The organism is Azospirillum formosense (assembly GCF_013340925.1).
In the GTDB taxonomy this organism is placed as follows: domain Bacteria; phylum Pseudomonadota; class Alphaproteobacteria; order Azospirillales; family Azospirillaceae; genus Azospirillum; species Azospirillum formosense.
This window is the reverse complement of the sequence record NZ_WHOR01000134.1, coordinates 1-15,068: the sequence shown is the minus strand read 5'-3', so window position 1 is coordinate 15,068 and position 15,068 is coordinate 1. Positions and strand designations below refer to the sequence as shown.

Below are 15,068 nucleotides of genomic sequence, written 5' to 3'. Positions count from 1 at the left end.
TTGAGTTTTGAGGTGCTTGTCGCTAACAATCGATTGTTTGACGTGACCTTGCGTGTCCTGCTTTGTGTTGTTATCAATGACGTCTCTCTCTTTTTTTTTTTCTCTCTATTCGGCTGCCGCGTCATATTTGACCAAGTAGCTCGTCGGCAGCGTCATATGTGTATAAGAGAAAGGCCCCACCCTTCGGCACCAGACCGAAGGCGGTCACCGACAGCGTTATGGGGCCGGAGGTCGAAACCGAGTCGCCGCCCGCCAGAGCGATCCCGAACCGGGCTTGATCCTCGCCCAGGCCAGCGGCGAAGCCGGCCAGCCAGTCCTCGCCCACCGCCTTCGGAAGGACGGTGACCAATGTGTAGGCGTAGGGGACCGCCCCCATGGCGGCGAGGTCCGAGAGGTTGGTGCGCAGCAGCTTCGCGGCGATGTCGCCGGGAGCGTCGTCGGGAAAGAAGTGGACGCCAGCCACCATGGCGTCCGTGGTGACGACCAGTTCCTGGTCCGGTGGAACGCCGAACACGGCGGCGTCGTCGGCAAGCCCGCGGGCGCCCGGAAAACCGGACGCCAGCGGTCGGAAATAGCGGTCGATCCGCCCGAACTCGCCGAGCGGCTTGCCGGTTGGGAGCTTATCGGTCGCTGGATGAGTCACGGCTGGGGTCCGGCTGGGCCAGTTCGTCCGGCCGCAGCGCGCGGGCCACATGGTCGAGCACGCCGTTCACCATGCCCGGCTCCCGCGCCGCAAAAAAGGCGTGCGCGACATCCACATACTCGCTGATGAGGATGCGCGGGTGCGTGTCGTTGTGGACGAACAGCTCATAGGCGCCGGCCCGCAGGATGGCGCGCATCAGCAGTTCCAGGCGGTCCAGCGCGTAGCGCGGCTCCAGCGCCGAGGCCAGCATGCCGTCAACCTCGGCCCGGCGGTGCGCGGCGCCTCGGACGATGTCGGCGAACAGCTGCGGGTCGGCGGAGACGAACTTCGCCCCGTCGATCTCCTCGCCCAGCCGGTGATTGACGAACTCGCCGATCACGGATTCCACGGCGATGCCGGTCGGTTCGATCTGGTTCAGGTCGATCTGGTACAGGGCCTGAACGGCGGCAAGGCGCGCGGCCTTGCGCCGGGCCTTTGCCGATCCGCCACCCGTCCGGTTCCGGGAGCCGCGCTTCTGTTTCGCGCGGCCAGCCGCGTCGTCGTTGCTCATGATGCTCAGTCTGTCAGGAATTGCACCGCGGGATCACCGCGGATAGAGGCGGAATTGGCGCTTGAGTTCGATCATGTCAAGGCAGGCGCGCGCCGCGAAACCACCCTTGTTCTTGGCCGTCACGGAGGCCCGCGCCCAAGCTTGTTCGCGATTCTCCACCGTCAGCACGCCGTTGCCGATGGCCAGCGCGTAGCGCAGCGCGAGGTCCTGGAGACCGCGGGCGCTCTCGTTGCAGACGATGTCGTAATGGGTGGTCTCGCCGCGGATCACGCAGCCCAGCCCGACGTAGCCGTCGAAACGCTTGCGGGCCGTGAAGAAATCCATGGAACGCAGGGCGTACAGGATCGCCGCCGGAATCTCCAGGCACCCCGGGACCGAGACGCGCTGGTAGGTGGCGCCGTCCTTCTCGATCTCGGCGATGGCGCCTTTCACCAGCTCGTCGGCGATGTCCTCGTAGAAGCGGGCTTCCACGATCATCAGATGGGGCTTTTCGGTCATCTCAGGGTCGCTCGGCTGGCCGTTACTGGTCTTGCAGGGGAATCGGGCGGTGGCCGAGCACGGTCAGGCCGTACCCCTCCAGCCCGATGATGGACTTCTTGCGGTTCGACAGCAGAACCATGTCGCGCACGCCCAGGTCCAGCAGGATCTGCGCGCCGACTCCATAATCCCGCAGGGCGGGAGTCGGATTCTCGTGGCCTTCCAGCCGCGCCATCACCGACTCGGTCAGGCTGTTCGCCATCGGCTCGCGCAACAGGACGATGACGCCGCGGCCTTCCCGCGCGATCATCTCCATGGAGGCCTGAAGCTCGCCGTCGCGCGCGGCGCTCCGGTCGCCCAGCACGTCGTCCAGCACCGACAGGGCGTGCATGCGCACCAGCACCGGCTCGTCGCCGGAGATGTCGCCGCGCACCAGCGCGATGTGCTCCGCGTAGGCCACCTTGTTGACGTAGACGTACATCTGGAAACGCCCGCCGAAGCGGCTGTCCAGCGTCGCCGCCAGCTTCTGCTCGACGATCGTCTCGGTGCGGCGGCGGTAGGCGATCAGGTCGGCGATGGTGCCCACCTTCAGCCCGTGGAACTGCGCGAACTTCACCAGATCCGGCAGGCGGGCCATGGTGCCGTCGTCGTTCATGATCTCGCAGATCACGCCCGCCGCGGTCATGCCGGCCATGCGAGCGATGTCCACCGAGGCTTCCGTATGGCCGGCGCGGACCAGCACGCCGCCGTCACGGGCGAGCAGCGGAAAGACATGCCCCGGCGTCACGATGGCGTCCGGCCCGGCCGTCGGGTCGATGGCGACCTGGATGGTGCGGGCCCGGTCGGCGGCGGAGATGCCGGTGGTCACGCCCTCGCGCGCCTCGATGGAGACGGTGAAGGCGGTCTGGTGGCGGGTGCCGTTCTGCTGCGCCATCAGCGGCAGGCGCAGCCGCTCGATGTGGTTCTGGTCCATGGCGAGGCAGATCAGACCCCGCCCATACTTGGCCATGAAATTCACGGCCTCGGGAGTCGCGCACTGGGCCGGGATGACCAGATCGCCTTCGTTCTCGCGGTCCTCGTCATCGACGAGGATGAACATCTTGCCCTGGCGCGCCTCCTCGAGGATCTCCTCGGGGCGCGACAGATACTCGTGAAACTCGGACGTCATTCCTGCCCTGCCAGCCGCGCCACATACCGCGCGAGCATATCGATTTCCAGGTTCACCCGGTCCCCGGCCTTCAGCGTGCCGAAGGTGGTCGCATCCTGGGTGTGCGGGATGATGTTCACGCCGAAGCGCGCACCATCGACCTCGTTCACCGTCAGCGACACCCCGTCCAGCGCCACCGACCCCTTGGAGGCGATGTATTTCGCCAGGGTGGCCGGCGCCTCGAAGGTGAAGCGCTTCGACTCGCCGTCGGCGCGGATGTCCACGACGGTGGCGACGCCGTCGACGTGGCCGGACACGATGTGCCCGCCCAACTCGTCGCCGACCTTGAGCGCGCGCTCCAGATTGACGCGCGTGCCTTCGGCCCAGCCGCCCAGCGTCGTCTTCGACAGGGTCTCGGCGGAAGCCTGCACGGCGAACCAACCCGGCCCCTTCTCGACCACGGTCAGGCAGACGCCGTTGTTGGCGATGGACGCGCCGATGGGAACCGTCTCCATAGCGAAGACGGTTTCGACGGTGAACCGGGTGTCGCCCTGCCGTTCCACGGCCCGAACGCGCCCAACATCGGTGATGATTCCGGTGAACATGGGCCGGCAATTTAGCAGGTTTTCAATCGTGTGAAAGATTCATCCGCACGGCGTGGCACGCAACGGACTGTTGCGCGCGGCACGGTGCCGGACACCATGAAAACCAGCGCCGCTCAACCGCGCCGGACGTAGCTTTCCACGAGGTCGTCCCCGGCCTGCCTCAGGTCGGTCCGGCGGAATCGTGCCATGCGCTCCAATCCGTCCACCCCGAAGCCATGGACCGCCGGCAGCCCGTCGCCCCCCATGACGGAGGCGGCGCGGAACCATTCCAGCCGATCCACCAGATTGGCCCGCAGCAGCGAGGCCGCCAGCGTAGCCCCACCCTCCACCAGCACACGGGTCAGGCCGCGGCGGGCCAGGACGGAGCTCGCCGCGACCAGATCCGGCAGGCCCGCGGAGTCGGCGGGCACACGGATCACCTCGAGTCCACAATCCTGGAAGACGGCCAGGCGGCTCGGGTCCGCATCCTCGCGGGTGACCACCCAGGTCGGCACGGAGCGCGCGCCCACGGCCAGTTTCCCGGTCAGCGGCAGGCGCAACCGGCTGTCCACCACGATGCGCACTGGCGAACGGTGGGCCAGCCCCGGCAAACGGCAGGTGAGTTCCGGGTCGTCGGCCAAGGCGGTGCGGATGCCGACCATGATCGCGTCGTGGGTGGCGCGCAGCCGGTGCCCCCAGGCCCGCGCCGTCGGACCGGTGATCCATTGCGACTGGCCGCTGTGGGTGGCGATGCGCCCGTCCAGAGTCGTCGCGGCCTTCAGTGTATAGAGTGGACGCTCGTCCTGGATGCGTCGGAAGAAGCCTTCGTTGAGCGTCCAGGCCTCGTCCTCGCAGACGCCGGTGTCCACCACGACCCCGGCGGCGCGCAGCCGCTCCAGTCCGCCGCCGGCGACCCGCGGGTCGGGATCGCCGCAGGCCACCACCACCCGCGCCACCCCAGCCTCGACCAGAGCCAAGGCGCAAGGCGGCGTTTTCCCGTAATGATTGCAGGGCTCCAGCGTCACATAGGCGGTCGCACCGCGTGCCGCGCCGTTGGCCCGGACCAGGGCCTCCGTCTCGGCGTGGGGGCGTCCACCCGGCTGGGTCCAGCCACGCCCGACCACCACCCCGTCGCGCACGATGACGCAGCCCACCGCCGGGTTCGGCCATGTGTTGCCGAGCCCGCGCGCCGCCAGGGACAGGGCGGCCCGCATATGGCGGACGTCATCGGGATGGATGGCCAGCTTCGCCATGGGCGCCGCCCGCCCCTTCAACCGTTCTGGGCTTCGGGAGCGAGCTGCTCGACGAACTCGTTGAAGTCCGACGCCTCGCGGAAGTCCTTGTAGACCGAGGCGTAGCGGATGTAGGCGACCTGATCGAGCGTCTGCAGCGCCACCATGATCATCTCGCCGATCTGCTTCGACGGGATCTCGCTCTCGCCGGAGGATTCGAGCTGGCGCACCAGGCTGTTGACCACCCGATCGATGCGGTCGGCGTCGATCGGGCGCTTGCGCAGAGCGATGCGCATGGAGCGCAGGAGCTTTTCGCGGTCGAAAGGCTCCCGCTGGCCGGTGCTCTTCACCACCGTCAGCTCACGGAGCTGGACGCGCTCGAAGGTGGTGAAGCGCGCGCTGCAACTGGGGCAGAACCGCCGCCTGCGGATCGCCGAGTTGTCCTCGGTCGGTCGCGAGTCCTTGACCTGGGTGTCCTCGTGTCCGCAGAACGGGCAGCGCATGTCCGGCCTATCCCCCTAGTCGGTTTTGATGATTACAGGGTCGGGTAGATGGGGAAGCGGCGGCACAGATCGCGCACCTCCTCCCGCACCTTCGCCTCGACCGCCGCGTTGTCGCCGGAGTTGCTGGCGGCCAAGCCGTCCAGCGTCTCGACGATCAGGCGGCCGACCTGCTCGAACTCGGCCACGCCGAAACCGCGGGTGGTGGCCGCCGGGCTGCCCAGGCGGACGCCGGAAGTGATCATCGGCTTCTGCGGGTCGAACGGCACGCCGTTCTTGTTGCAGGTCATGCCGGCGTGCTCCAGGCTCGCCTCGGCGGCCTTGCCGGTCAGGTTCTTCGGACGCAGGTCCACCAGCACGATGTGGCTGTCGGTGCCGCCGGACACGATGTCCAGCCCGCCCTCAATCAACACCTTCGACAGGGCGCGGGCGTTGTCCAGCACGCTCTTGGCGTAGGTCTTGAACTCCGGACGCAGCGCCTCGGCGAAGGCCACCGCCTTGGCGGCGATGACGTGCATCAGCGGGCCGCCCTGCAGGCCGGGGAAGACCGCCGAGTTGATCTTCTTGGCGATCTCCTCGCTGTTGGTCAGCACCATGCCGCCGCGCGGGCCGCGCAGCGTCTTGTGGGTGGTGGTGGTGACCACGTCGGCGTAGGGGAACGGGTTCGGATAGACGCCGCCGGCGATCAGGCCGGCATAGTGGGCGATGTCCACCATGAAGTAGGCGCCGACCTCGTCCGCGATGGCGCGGAAGCGCTGGTAGTCGAGGACGCGCGGGTAGGCGGAGCCGCCGGCAATGATGAGCTTCGGCTTGTGCTCGCGGGCCAGACGCTCGACCTCGTCGAAGTCGATCAGGTGGTCGTCACGGCGCACGCCGTACTGCACGGCCTTGAACCACTTGCCCGAGAGGTTCGGGGCCGCGCCGTGGGTCAGGTGGCCGCCGGCCGCCAGCGACATGCCGAGGATGGTGTCGCCCGGCTGGAGCAGGGCGAGGTTGACCGCCTGGTTGGCCTGCGACCCGGAGTTCGGCTGGACGTTGGCGAAATTGCAGCCGAACAGCTTGCAGGCGCGCTCGATCGCCAGCGTCTCGGCCACGTCCACATACTCGCAGCCGCCGTAATAGCGCCGGCCCGGATAGCCCTCGGCGTACTTGTTGGTCATGACCGAGCCCTGGGCCTCCAGCACCGCCTGGGAGACGATGTTCTCGGACGCGATCAGCTCGATCTGCTCCTGCTGGCGGACCAGCTCGTCGCGCACCGCGCGGGCCAGTTCGGGATCGGTCTCGGCGAGCGAGGCGGCGAAGAAGCGGCCGATCTCGGCGCGGGGGTCGGCGTTGGTCACGGTCATGGCAGGGCAGGTCCTTGGTTCAGAAAGCAGTCACGGGCCGGATGAAGGGCCGTCTCATCCCATCTTGGCGATTCGCCGGCTGTGCCGCTCACCGCCTTCGAAATCGGTCGTCAGGAAGGCGTCCACGCAATCCTTCGCGATCTCCGCGCCGATGATGCGCGCGCCCAGAGCCACCACGTTCGCGTCGTTGTGCTGGCGCGCGAGGCGGGCGGTGGTCACGTCATGCACCAGGGCCGCACGGATGCCCGGATGGCGGTTCGCCGCGATGCTGATACCGATGCCGCTGCCGCAGATCAAGACGCCGCGCGCCGCGCGCTTGTCGTTGATGGCCCCGGCCAGCGCCGTGGCGAAATCCGGATAGTCCACCGATTCCGGACCGTTGCAGCCGAGATCCAGCACCTCGTAGCCGGCGCCGGCCAGCCAGGAGGCGATCTGGGCCTTCATCTCGTACCCCGCGTGATCGGACGCGATCGCGATGGTGGTCATGAAAGAAAAACTCCGTGCACGAATACGAACGGCGCCAGCCCCGAGGAGATACCCGGCGGGGACGGCGGCACGGCGCGCAAGCTACCAGATATCGCCCCGAACCGCCAGAAGGACACAACGCACAGGGGCTTTGCGCCGGGCACAGAACCGCAAAACAGAGGATGGAGGGCATGGGCGCCATGCGGTCGGCGTGGTCCGCGATGCATGCCGAGAACAAATGTTTCTCTATTTCCCGTCCCCGTTGACGTTAACGGCCAGTAAGCAGCTCGACCGATTCGGTCTCGCACCACGAATCGGTCAGTTGCGGTGCCCGATTCCCATGGTCTTGCCTAGCTTCCCCGCACTAGACGATGCCTAAACGTGGGGCAGTGCAGCCACAGCCCGGCCATTTCCTGCGACATCTGATTTGCCGAGCCTTGTAACTTCATGCAGATCGCAAATAACTTAATTCGCTCCTCTCGAAATTATATTGACACCCAAATCACGCTGTGCAACTTGGTTGCTAGGGACAAAATGAAAAATCAGGACTAATGGCAATGAGTGACCAGCTTCGCGCCGATGTGCCCGATAACGAGCTTCTGCGGATGACCGCGGACATCGTCTCCGCATATGTCAGCAAGAACGTTCTGCCGGCGCAGCAGATTCCCGAGGTGATCAACACGGTCTACTCGTCGCTGACCGGGCTGAACGCGCAGCCCCGAGAGATTCCGTCGGAGCCTTTGAAGCCCGCCGTGCCGATCCGCAAGTCGGTGACGCCCGAATACATCGTGTGTCTGGAGGACGGCAAAAAGCTGAAGATGCTGAAGCGTCATTTGCGCTCCACATACAACATGTCGCCGGACGAATACCGGGCGCGCTGGAGCCTGCCGCCCGATTACCCCATGGTCGCTCCGAACTACGCGGCGCAGCGCTCCGAGTTCGCGAAGCGGATCGGCCTCGGTCGCAGCTCCGGCCGCCAGACCCGCCGCAAGGCCGGCTGAGCGCCAGCACCGTCCTGAACGAACTGGGCCGGCTTCCCCGATGGGAAGCCGGCCCAGTGTCGTTAGACCCTCATGTCTTTGGCCCTGGATCAATCCGACCGTCGCGCGGGCGGGCCTTGCCGAACCCGCCCGCGCTGTTCCTCACCCACAGTTGCGACCGGAGAGGCGACAGTTGAATCGCTCCACATTGCGGGTCAGTTCCTGCCCTGTGCTTGTGTTCTCCTCGTTCAGGCAGCGCAGATAGTCCATGGTTTTGTCCACGTACTCCTTCACCTCGAACTGGCAGGTGGCCATCTTGTCCGCGCTGACGAAGGTGGTGGTGTCGCTCATGCAGAGCGGAACGCCGGGCTTGGTGCAGATGATGGTGGTTTCCGACCATGCCGCCGGGCTTTGCAGCGCCACGGTCAGCACCAGCAGCGCGGCCGCCGGCTTCAGGGTCTCTCTCAACAGCACGGGCATTCTCCGCAAGACCGTCACGCAACGCATGCGCTCGTCGCCCTCCGCATTCGGTCAGGACCGCCACACCTGGAAAACACTGTCCGGAAAGCATGGCGGTCCGTTCGTTCGTGGAACGGTTTCTACAGGCGTTACATCCGATGCACCAGTGCCCACGGCGCGGCATAGGTCTAGAGTCGGACGTGAGCAGTTCACCCCCGGACCGGTTCCGCAGGTCCGGCACCGGGATGTCAGTGCTCACCATCAGCAGAAGCCAAGACTAGCCGCGCCCCCCGCCCCGCCGGGAGGGCGCGCTTCTTGGCGTCCGTATTCATGGAATTCGGTCAGCGTTTGGCGGCGTCGCGCTTCAGGACGAACTGGAGCTTGCTGATCGCGGTCCGTTTCAGCAACTCCAAGCTGCCGGTGGCCGGCCCGACGACCGACACCTCCGTCGCGGTGACGGGATCGATGGCCATCACCTTCAGATAGCTCCCGACCCTCTGGAACTCGAACAGCACCTCGCCAACACCGCTTCCTGTGCCGTTTCCTGCGGTCTGGCCTTTTCCAGGCGCCCGATTGCCCACCATCGCACTTTCTCCATCGCCGGCCTTCGCCGGTCCCGTTACCACCTTAGCACAGCGCAACCGCTCCGGAACCCCGTCTGCCACGTCCTGTTGTTGGCGGACGACGCACACAGCAAGGGAGTACCGGCACCATGGCTGCCAAGACCATGCAGGATCTTCTGATCGAAGAACTCCGCGACATCTACCACGCCGAGAAGCAGCTCACCAAGGCGCTGCCGAAGCTGGCCAAGGCGGCGCATTCTGAAAAGCTCCGCACGGCCTTCGAATCCCACCTGGAAGAAACCCGCGGCCAGATCGAACGGCTGGAGCAGATCTTCGAGGAGTTGGACACCCGCACCCGCGGCAAGCATTGCGACGCGATGGAAGGGCTGATCAGCGAGGCCCGCGAGATCATGGAAATGGGTCTCGCTCCGGAGGTGCAGGACGCGGCCCTGATCGCCGCCGCCCAGAAGGTGGAGCATTACGAAATCGCCAGCTACGGCACCGTCCACGCCTACGCCACCGCCTGCGGCCTCACCAAGGTGGCGGAACTGTTGGAGCAGACCCTGAACGAAGAGAAGGAAACCGACAAGAAGCTGAATGTCCTGGCCATCAACGATGTGAACAAGAAAGCGATGCAGGCCAGCGGGCAGAAGGCGGCCTGACAGCGGCACGCCACATCATAAGCCGAATCTCTTGTTACAGCGGGCGCCATTGAAGACGGGCGGGTGAACCTCTACTATCGGAGCCACCCAATCGATTTTTCCGGTGCCCGCTTATGCGCAGGGTCGCGTCCTCCCTCGGTGCCCTCCTGATCGCCGCAACCATCGCCGGACCGACCACGATGGTCCGGGCAGCGGAGGGACCGGCGGCCCTGCCACCCTCCGTCCGCATCAAGCCGGTGATGGTTCCCATCGTCACCCGCGGTCAGGTGGAGCGTTACACCCAGATCGAGGTGATGCTTGAGGTGGCGAACGCCACCCGGCTGGGCGAGGTCCAGGTCGCCATCCCGCGGCTGCACGACGCCGCGCTGCGCGCGGTCTATCTGGGCATCGAAGAGGGTTGGATCGTCCGCGGCAACATCGCCAACATGCCCGCCCTGCGCCGCAAGATCGACGAGGAAAGCGTCAAGCTGTTCGGCAAGGACGTGGTCAGCCGCATCCTCATCACCCCGCTGTCCCGGCAATCCTCCTTTCCCTGATCCCCTCCCCCGTTCCGGTGGTTGCCTCCTCGGCCGCTTCACGGCAGCATGGCCGCCTGACCGGTAGGGAAACGCGAGAATGGCCGTGGTTTATGTGGCGCGCAGCGCCGCGCTGACGAAATGGGCGTCCGACGTCGGACAGGGGAAACACATCTTCAAGCTGGGCGTGGCGGCCGACAAGGACGCGGCCAAGGCCGCCATCGACGCCGGCTGGGCGGGCGAGAGCGACTGGCGCCCGGTTCACAGCCAGGAGGTGGCGGAGCTTCAGGAGGACACGGTGATCGAGCGGCTGATGCGCAAGGAAAAGGTCATCGATCCGACCTATTATCCGAAGCTGAAGGGCGCCTCGGGCGTCTTCCGCATCACCCTGACCAACGTCCAGAACAGCCTCCTCGTCGCCAAGGCGATGTCCGCGGACGAACCGCTCACCGACGTCAAGGTGAAGCCGAAGGACATCGCGGAATACATGATCCGCAACGCCCTCCCCTCCCCGTCATGACCAACCCGACGCCGCTCTACACCATTGGTTATGAAGGAGCCTCCTTCGACTCCGTCCTGCGTGCATTGAAGGCGCGGGGCGTCGGCGTCCTGCTGGACGTGCGCGAGTTGCCCCTGTCCCGCCGCGCCGGCTTCTCCAAGAGGCCGCTGTCCGCCGGACTGGAGGAGGCCGGGATCGGCTACGTCCACCTGAAGGGGCTGGGCACGCCCAAGGAGGGCCGCGTCGCCGCCCACCAGGGCGACCTCGACCGCTTCTGGTCGATCGTCGAAGCGAAAATGCAGACTCCCGAAGCCGAGCACGACCTGAACCGAGCCGCCGCCCTGGCGCGGGAACGCCCGGCCTGCCTGCTCTGCTTCGAGGCGTCGCCCCACCTCTGCCACAGGCTCCGCGTCGGCGAAAGTCTTCACAGTCGTTTCGGCTTCACGGTGGAGCATCTCTCTCCCACCGACATCTCCTTCTAGGGGCTGACATGCATTCCCGCTGGTACCACTTCGCCGATCTGTCCGCTGCCACCTTCCACGACATGCTCCACCTCCGCCAGAGCGTGCTGGTGGTGGAGCAGTCCTCGCCGTTTCCCGATCTGGATGGGCGTGATCCGGTGGCGCAGCATCTGGCGCTGTACGACGGCGACGCGGCGACGCCGGTCGGCTACGCCCGCATTTTCGGCCCCGATGCGGAGACCGGTGCCACCTCCTTCGGGCGTCTGGCGGTCGCTCCGGCGTGGCGTGGCAAGGCGCTGGGCCGCCGGCTGGTCGCCGAATGCCTGGAACGGCTGGCCCGGGAATGGCCGGAGCACGACGTGCAGATCAGCGCGCAGCTTTACCTGGAGCGCTTTTACGGCGGCTTCGGCTTCCGGCGCGTCAGCGACATTTATGATGATGTCGGCATCGACCACATCGACATGCGGCTGAGCCGATAAGGCGGAGAATCCTGTCTATTTCCTGGCTTCGGCCAGGATGTCGCCGGCTTCCTTGCGGATGACGTTCAGGTTCTTCAGCAGGATCGCCAGCGCCTGATCGTAGTTGAAGGCCTCCTCCGATTCGTCCGGGATGTCGGTGTCGTCGGCGGCGACGGACACCTTGGCCTTCTTCTTCACGGTCGCGAAATACTCGCTGCCGGTCTTTTCGAACCCCTTGATCGCCTTTTGCAGGGCGTCGACGTCGTTGGCCCGCGTGGCGGCGTCCAGCGCCTTCGTCGCCTTCTCCAGCCCGCTCGACGCTCGGAAAGCCAGCAGGAAGCCCTCGGCCGGCTTCTTCTTGCCGGTCAGCGCCTCGAACATCTTCTTGGCGGCGGTCCAGTCGGCGAAGAAGGTGGTGGCGGGCATCTCCTTGCCGCTGCCCGCCTTCTCCAGCTTCTTCAGGGCGGACAGGCTTTCCAGCTGGGCCATCTGCTCGACGTTCATGGCGCCGCCCAGCATGTCGGCCGCCACCTCGACGGCGCCCTCGTTCTTCGCCTTCTGCGCCTTCACGATCACCGCGCTGAGCTTCGCCCGGAAGATCTTGGTCGCCTGGAGCAGATCGGCCAGCGCCGCGCGCAGCGCCTTGGCGTCCCCCGCCTTGTAGGCCTTGTCCCAGGCCGCGGCGGCCTTCTCCACATCACCGGACTTCTTCACCACCGCCAGGGCATCGCCCGAATTGGGGATCTTCTTCGCCTCGGCCTCGCATTTCGCCTTGTGCTTCTTGAACTCGGGTGCGGCGGCGAACGGCATGGTCAGGTCTCCGGCTTGATGTCTTCCACCCGCTCGACCGCAGCGAACGGTTGCAGAAGACTAGACGCCGTCCCGCCGGCGTCAACGCCGACCCGGTTCAAAATGGAAGAAGCGGCCCCATAACGCCCATCGCTCTAGCCGACGACCATCGCCTGAAGCGTTTCCAGCCGGTCGGCCTCGGCCGCCGGCTTGTCCCAGCGGATGCGGTGGACGCGCGGAAAGCGCATCGCCAGACCGCTCTTGTGGCGGTTCGACGGGTGCACGCTGTCGAAGGCGACCTCCAGGACCAGCCCCGGCTCGACCTCGCGCACCGGGCCGTAGCGGCGGGTGGTGCGGTTGCGCACCCAGCGGTCGAGTTCCACCAGTTCCGCGTCGGTGAAGCCGAAATAGGCCTTGCCCACTGGCACCAGCTCTTCGCCGCGCCAGACGCCGAAGGTGAAGTCCGAGTAATAGCTGGACCGCTTGCCGTGCCCGCGCTGGGCGTACATCAGCACGGTGTCGAGGGTCAGCGCCCCGCGCTTCCACTTGAACCAGGGTCCCTTGGGGCGCCCGGCCACGTAGACGCTGTCCTTGCGCTTCAGCATCAGCCCTTCGATGCTGTTTTCCCGGCTGCCCTCGCGCAGCCCCTTCAGCGCCTCCCAGCCCTCGAAGGGCACCAGCGGAGACAGGTCCATCCGCCGCGGCCGCACCGCGTCGTGCCAGCGCTCCAGCCGGGCGCGCCGCTCGGTGAAGGGCAGGCCGCGCAGATCCTCCTCGCCGTCGAACAGAATGTCGTAGAGCCGCACCCAGGCGGGAAACTCCTTGAGCATCGCAGCGGTCACCGTCTTGCGGTTCAGCCGCTGCTGCAGGTCGTTGAAGGGCGCGATCGCGCCCTCGTCGCGGGCGACCAGCAGCTCGCCGTCCAGCACGGCGTCGAAGGTCATGTGGTCGGCGATGTCCGGGAAGGCGCCGGACACGTCGTCGCCGGTGCGGCTGTAGACGCGCCGCTCGCCGCCGCGGGCCGCCAGCTGCACGCGGATGCCGTCCCATTTCCATTCCGCGGCGTAGTCGGCCGGATCGAGCCCGGCCATGTCCTCCTCCTCCAGCGGGTGGGAGAGCATCAGCGGGCGGAATCCGGCGCCCTTCCCCGCCGCCGGCCGGTCGGACCTCCCCTCCAGCCAGGCAAAGAGGTCGTCATAAGGTGGGGTCAGCCCGTGCCAGCACTCCTCGAGGTCGCCGAGATCGACCTTGCCCCACTCCGCCAGCGCCGTCTTGGCCAGCCGCGCCGACACGCCCACCCGCAGGCTGCCGGTGATCAGCTTGAGCAGTGCGAAGCGGCCCGAGGAATCCAGCGTGTCGAGCCAGCCTTCCACCAGCCCCATCACCTGCCCGCGCTTGGCCGCGCGCAGCGTCTCCACCACCTCCGTCATGGAAGGCGGCAGGCTGTTCGCCCGCTCCGGACGCTCCGGCCAGATCAGGGCCACCGTCTCGGCGAGGTCGCCCACATAGTCGTAGGACAGGGCAAACAGCTCGGGATCGACGCGGGTGGCGACCAGCTGCCGGATGGCCGCCGGTTTGGCCTCGTGGAAGACCAGCGATTCGGTGAGGGCCGCCAGAGTCCAGCCGCGATCGGGGTCCGGCGTGGTGGCGAAGAAGTCGGCCAGCAGGCGGATCTTGCCGTTGCGCGCCGGCATGAAGACCAGCCCGTCGATCAGCGCGGAGAAGTTCTTCACGCCCCTTCCTCCTCGAAGCCGACCAAGGCCAGGGCGCGGGCGCGGATGCCTCGCTGGGTCGCGTGGTGGACCAGCGCCTCCTCCCGGCCATGGGTCACCCAGACTTCGGGAGCGGCGACCTCGTCGAGCGTCTGGACCAGCTCGTCCCAATCGGCGTGGTCGGAGATGACCAGCGGCAGTTCGACGCCGCGCTGGCGCGCCCGCTGCCGCACCCGCATCCAGCCGGAGGCCATCGCCACCACCGGGTCGGTCAGCCGGCGCGCCCAGCGGTCGGCCACCGCGCCGGGCGGGGCCAGCACCAGGGCGCCCTTCAGTTCCTCCTTCGCCGCGACGGTGGCCGGACGAAGCTCGCCCAAAGGCACGCCGAACCCCTCGTACAGCTTGCAGATCGGCTCCAGAGCGCCGTGCAGATAGATCGGCCGGTCATAGCCGGCGGCGCGCACCAGCGAGATCACCCGCTGGCATTTGCCCAGCGCGTAGGCCCCGACGACGTGGCTGCGCTCGGGAAAGATCGACAGCGAGTGCAGCAGCTTGTCGACCTCCCCCAGGTCGGGGGGGTGGCGGAAGACCGGCAGGCCGAAGGTCGCCTCGGTGATGAAGACATCGCAGGGCACCGGCTCGAACGGGGCGCAGGTCCGGTCGAAGCGCCGCTTGTAGTCGCCGGACACCACCACCCGCGTGCCCGCATGCTCCAGCACCACCTGCGCGCTGCCCAGAACATGGCCGGCCGGGACCAGCCGCACCGTCACGTCGCCGATGCGGATCGCCTCGCCATAGTCGAGGGTCTGGGTCGCGACCCCCGACCCCTCGCCCAGGCGTTGCCGCATGATGGCGAGCGTCCCGGCGGTGGCGAGCACATGGGCATGGCCGGGCCGGGCATGGTCGGAATGGCCGTGGGTGACGACCGCGCGCTCCACCGGGCGCTGCGGGTCCACGTAGAAACCGCCGGGCTCGACATAGAGTCCCTCGGGGCAGACCTTCATCCAGCGTTCGGCGGGGGGGCGG

Annotated in this window: 20 protein-coding genes; 6 read left to right on the top strand and 14 right to left on the bottom strand. The window is 67.0% G+C overall.

Features of this window, described 5'->3' with window-relative positions; translation table 11 throughout:
- Window positions 1-121 precede the first annotated feature (121 nt).
- The 9 genes from GBZ26_RS17480 to rpiB all read right to left on the bottom strand — a co-directional run bounded on the left by GBZ26_RS17480 (window position 122) and on the right by rpiB (window position 6,965).
- Window positions 122-643, bottom strand: a complete 522-nt coding sequence (locus GBZ26_RS17480; RefSeq protein WP_345772048.1) for a thiamine-phosphate kinase — start codon at window positions 641-643, stop codon at window positions 122-124.
- Window positions 621-1,193 carry a transcription antitermination factor NusB gene (gene nusB / locus GBZ26_RS17475; RefSeq protein ID WP_174439924.1) on the bottom strand — a complete coding sequence of 191 codons (573 nt, stop codon included), beginning with the start codon at window positions 1,191-1,193 and terminating at the stop codon, window positions 621-623. The genes GBZ26_RS17480 and nusB overlap by 23 nt, the downstream gene beginning before the upstream one ends.
- Window positions 1,194-1,226: 33 nt before the next feature.
- The gene (locus GBZ26_RS17470) at window positions 1,227-1,691 is read right to left on the bottom strand and encodes a 6,7-dimethyl-8-ribityllumazine synthase (protein ID WP_174439923.1); all 465 of its coding nucleotides are present in this window, start codon (window positions 1,689-1,691) and stop codon (window positions 1,227-1,229) included.
- 22 nt (window positions 1,692-1,713) lie between these two features.
- Complete coding sequence (gene ribB, locus GBZ26_RS17465; RefSeq protein ID WP_174439922.1) at window positions 1,714-2,838, bottom strand: 3,4-dihydroxy-2-butanone-4-phosphate synthase; 1,125 nt, start codon at window positions 2,836-2,838, stop codon at window positions 1,714-1,716.
- On the bottom strand, window positions 2,835-3,422 hold the full coding sequence (locus tag GBZ26_RS17460; protein WP_174439921.1) for a riboflavin synthase: 588 nt from the start codon (window positions 3,420-3,422) through the stop codon (window positions 2,835-2,837). The genes ribB and GBZ26_RS17460 overlap by 4 nt, the downstream gene beginning before the upstream one ends.
- A 113-nt stretch (window positions 3,423-3,535) precedes the next feature.
- Window positions 3,536-4,654 carry a bifunctional diaminohydroxyphosphoribosylaminopyrimidine deaminase/5-amino-6-(5-phosphoribosylamino)uracil reductase RibD gene (gene ribD, locus GBZ26_RS17455; protein WP_174439920.1) on the bottom strand — a complete coding sequence of 373 codons (1,119 nt, stop codon included), beginning with the start codon at window positions 4,652-4,654 and terminating at the stop codon, window positions 3,536-3,538.
- 17 nt (window positions 4,655-4,671) lie between these two features.
- Window positions 4,672-5,136 (bottom strand): transcriptional regulator NrdR, encoded by a 465-nt coding sequence (gene nrdR, locus GBZ26_RS17450; protein ID WP_014240731.1) that lies wholly within the window; start codon window positions 5,134-5,136, stop codon window positions 4,672-4,674.
- Window positions 5,137-5,168: 32 nt separating this feature from the next.
- Window positions 5,169-6,479, bottom strand: coding sequence for a serine hydroxymethyltransferase (gene glyA / locus GBZ26_RS17445; protein ID WP_174439919.1), 1,311 nt, complete (start codon window positions 6,477-6,479; stop codon window positions 5,169-5,171).
- A gap of 54 nt (window positions 6,480-6,533) precedes the next feature.
- Window positions 6,534-6,965 carry a ribose 5-phosphate isomerase B gene (rpiB, locus tag GBZ26_RS17440; RefSeq protein ID WP_014240729.1) on the bottom strand — a complete coding sequence of 144 codons (432 nt, stop codon included), beginning with the start codon at window positions 6,963-6,965 and terminating at the stop codon, window positions 6,534-6,536.
- Between the two features lie 536 nt (window positions 6,966-7,501).
- On the opposite strand from rpiB, the gene GBZ26_RS17435 reads away from it, so the two are divergent.
- The gene (locus GBZ26_RS17435) at window positions 7,502-7,945 is read left to right on the top strand and encodes a Ros/MucR family transcriptional regulator (RefSeq protein ID WP_174439918.1); all 444 of its coding nucleotides are present in this window, start codon (window positions 7,502-7,504) and stop codon (window positions 7,943-7,945) included.
- A 141-nt stretch (window positions 7,946-8,086) separates the two neighbouring features.
- Here the strand turns inward: GBZ26_RS17435 and GBZ26_RS17430 are convergent, their stop codons facing one another.
- Complete coding sequence (locus GBZ26_RS17430) at window positions 8,087-8,398, bottom strand: hypothetical protein (protein WP_174439917.1); 312 nt, start codon at window positions 8,396-8,398, stop codon at window positions 8,087-8,089.
- A 326-nt stretch (window positions 8,399-8,724) separates the two neighbouring features.
- Window positions 8,725-8,967, bottom strand: coding sequence for a DUF6898 family protein (locus GBZ26_RS17425; RefSeq protein WP_174439916.1), 243 nt, complete (start codon window positions 8,965-8,967; stop codon window positions 8,725-8,727).
- Window positions 8,968-9,095: 128 nt separating this feature from the next.
- Here GBZ26_RS17425 and GBZ26_RS17420 point away from each other — a divergent pair, with 128 nt between their 5' ends.
- From GBZ26_RS17420 to GBZ26_RS17400, 5 genes are all read left to right on the top strand, one after another.
- Window positions 9,096-9,608, top strand: coding sequence for a YciE/YciF ferroxidase family protein (locus GBZ26_RS17420; protein ID WP_174439915.1), 513 nt, complete (start codon window positions 9,096-9,098; stop codon window positions 9,606-9,608).
- Between the two features lie 113 nt (window positions 9,609-9,721).
- Complete coding sequence (locus GBZ26_RS17415; RefSeq protein WP_174439914.1) at window positions 9,722-10,144, top strand: hypothetical protein; 423 nt, start codon at window positions 9,722-9,724, stop codon at window positions 10,142-10,144.
- 79 nt (window positions 10,145-10,223) lie between these two features.
- The gene (locus GBZ26_RS17410) at window positions 10,224-10,643 is read left to right on the top strand and encodes a hypothetical protein (protein ID WP_174439913.1); all 420 of its coding nucleotides are present in this window, start codon (window positions 10,224-10,226) and stop codon (window positions 10,641-10,643) included.
- The gene (locus GBZ26_RS17405; protein WP_174439912.1) at window positions 10,640-11,104 is read left to right on the top strand and encodes a DUF488 domain-containing protein; all 465 of its coding nucleotides are present in this window, start codon (window positions 10,640-10,642) and stop codon (window positions 11,102-11,104) included. Before GBZ26_RS17410 ends, GBZ26_RS17405 begins: the two co-directional genes overlap by 4 nt.
- 8 nt (window positions 11,105-11,112) lie before the next feature.
- Window positions 11,113-11,562, top strand: coding sequence for a GNAT family N-acetyltransferase (locus GBZ26_RS17400; protein WP_174439911.1), 450 nt, complete (start codon window positions 11,113-11,115; stop codon window positions 11,560-11,562).
- Window positions 11,563-11,577: 15 nt separating this feature from the next.
- Here GBZ26_RS17400 and GBZ26_RS17395 read toward each other — a convergent pair whose 3' ends face one another.
- The 3 genes from GBZ26_RS17395 to GBZ26_RS17385 all read right to left on the bottom strand — a co-directional run.
- On the bottom strand, window positions 11,578-12,351 hold the full coding sequence (locus GBZ26_RS17395) for a hypothetical protein (protein WP_174439910.1): 774 nt from the start codon (window positions 12,349-12,351) through the stop codon (window positions 11,578-11,580).
- A gap of 134 nt (window positions 12,352-12,485) precedes the next feature.
- The gene (locus tag GBZ26_RS17390) at window positions 12,486-14,063 is read right to left on the bottom strand and encodes a cisplatin damage response ATP-dependent DNA ligase (RefSeq protein WP_174439909.1); all 1,578 of its coding nucleotides are present in this window, start codon (window positions 14,061-14,063) and stop codon (window positions 12,486-12,488) included.
- Window positions 14,060-15,068: ligase-associated DNA damage response exonuclease (locus tag GBZ26_RS17385; protein ID WP_425599351.1), on the bottom strand; the 1,009-nt coding region annotated here is incomplete at its 5' end. The genes GBZ26_RS17385 and GBZ26_RS17390, both read right to left, overlap by 4 nt.

Coding starts and splice junctions, on each gene's coding strand:
- GBZ26_RS17400 (WP_174439911.1), top strand. CDS start 11,113: ATGCATTCCCGCTGGTACCACTTCGCCGATCTGTCCGCTGCCACCTTC.
- GBZ26_RS17420 (WP_174439915.1), top strand. CDS start 9,096: ATGGCTGCCAAGACCATGCAGGATCTTCTGATCGAAGAACTCCGCGAC.
- nrdR (WP_014240731.1), bottom strand. CDS start 5,136: ATGCGCTGCCCGTTCTGCGGACACGAGGACACCCAGGTCAAGGACTCG.
- GBZ26_RS17395 (WP_174439910.1), bottom strand. CDS start 12,351: ATGCCGTTCGCCGCCGCACCCGAGTTCAAGAAGCACAAGGCGAAATGC.
- ribD (WP_174439920.1), bottom strand. CDS start 4,654: ATGGCGAAGCTGGCCATCCATCCCGATGACGTCCGCCATATGCGGGCC.
- GBZ26_RS17415 (WP_174439914.1), top strand. CDS start 9,722: ATGCGCAGGGTCGCGTCCTCCCTCGGTGCCCTCCTGATCGCCGCAACC.
- GBZ26_RS17410 (WP_174439913.1), top strand. CDS start 10,224: ATGGCCGTGGTTTATGTGGCGCGCAGCGCCGCGCTGACGAAATGGGCG.
- GBZ26_RS17470 (WP_174439923.1), bottom strand. CDS start 1,691: ATGACCGAAAAGCCCCATCTGATGATCGTGGAAGCCCGCTTCTACGAG.
- GBZ26_RS17425 (WP_174439916.1), bottom strand. CDS start 8,967: ATGGTGGGCAATCGGGCGCCTGGAAAAGGCCAGACCGCAGGAAACGGC.
- GBZ26_RS17405 (WP_174439912.1), top strand. CDS start 10,640: ATGACCAACCCGACGCCGCTCTACACCATTGGTTATGAAGGAGCCTCC.
- ribB (WP_174439922.1), bottom strand. CDS start 2,838: ATGACGTCCGAGTTTCACGAGTATCTGTCGCGCCCCGAGGAGATCCTC.
- GBZ26_RS17435 (WP_174439918.1), top strand. CDS start 7,502: ATGAGTGACCAGCTTCGCGCCGATGTGCCCGATAACGAGCTTCTGCGG.
- glyA (WP_174439919.1), bottom strand. CDS start 6,479: ATGACCGTGACCAACGCCGACCCCCGCGCCGAGATCGGCCGCTTCTTC.
- rpiB (WP_014240729.1), bottom strand. CDS start 6,965: ATGACCACCATCGCGATCGCGTCCGATCACGCGGGGTACGAGATGAAG.
- GBZ26_RS17460 (WP_174439921.1), bottom strand. CDS start 3,422: ATGTTCACCGGAATCATCACCGATGTTGGGCGCGTTCGGGCCGTGGAA.
- nusB (WP_174439924.1), bottom strand. CDS start 1,193: ATGAGCAACGACGACGCGGCTGGCCGCGCGAAACAGAAGCGCGGCTCC.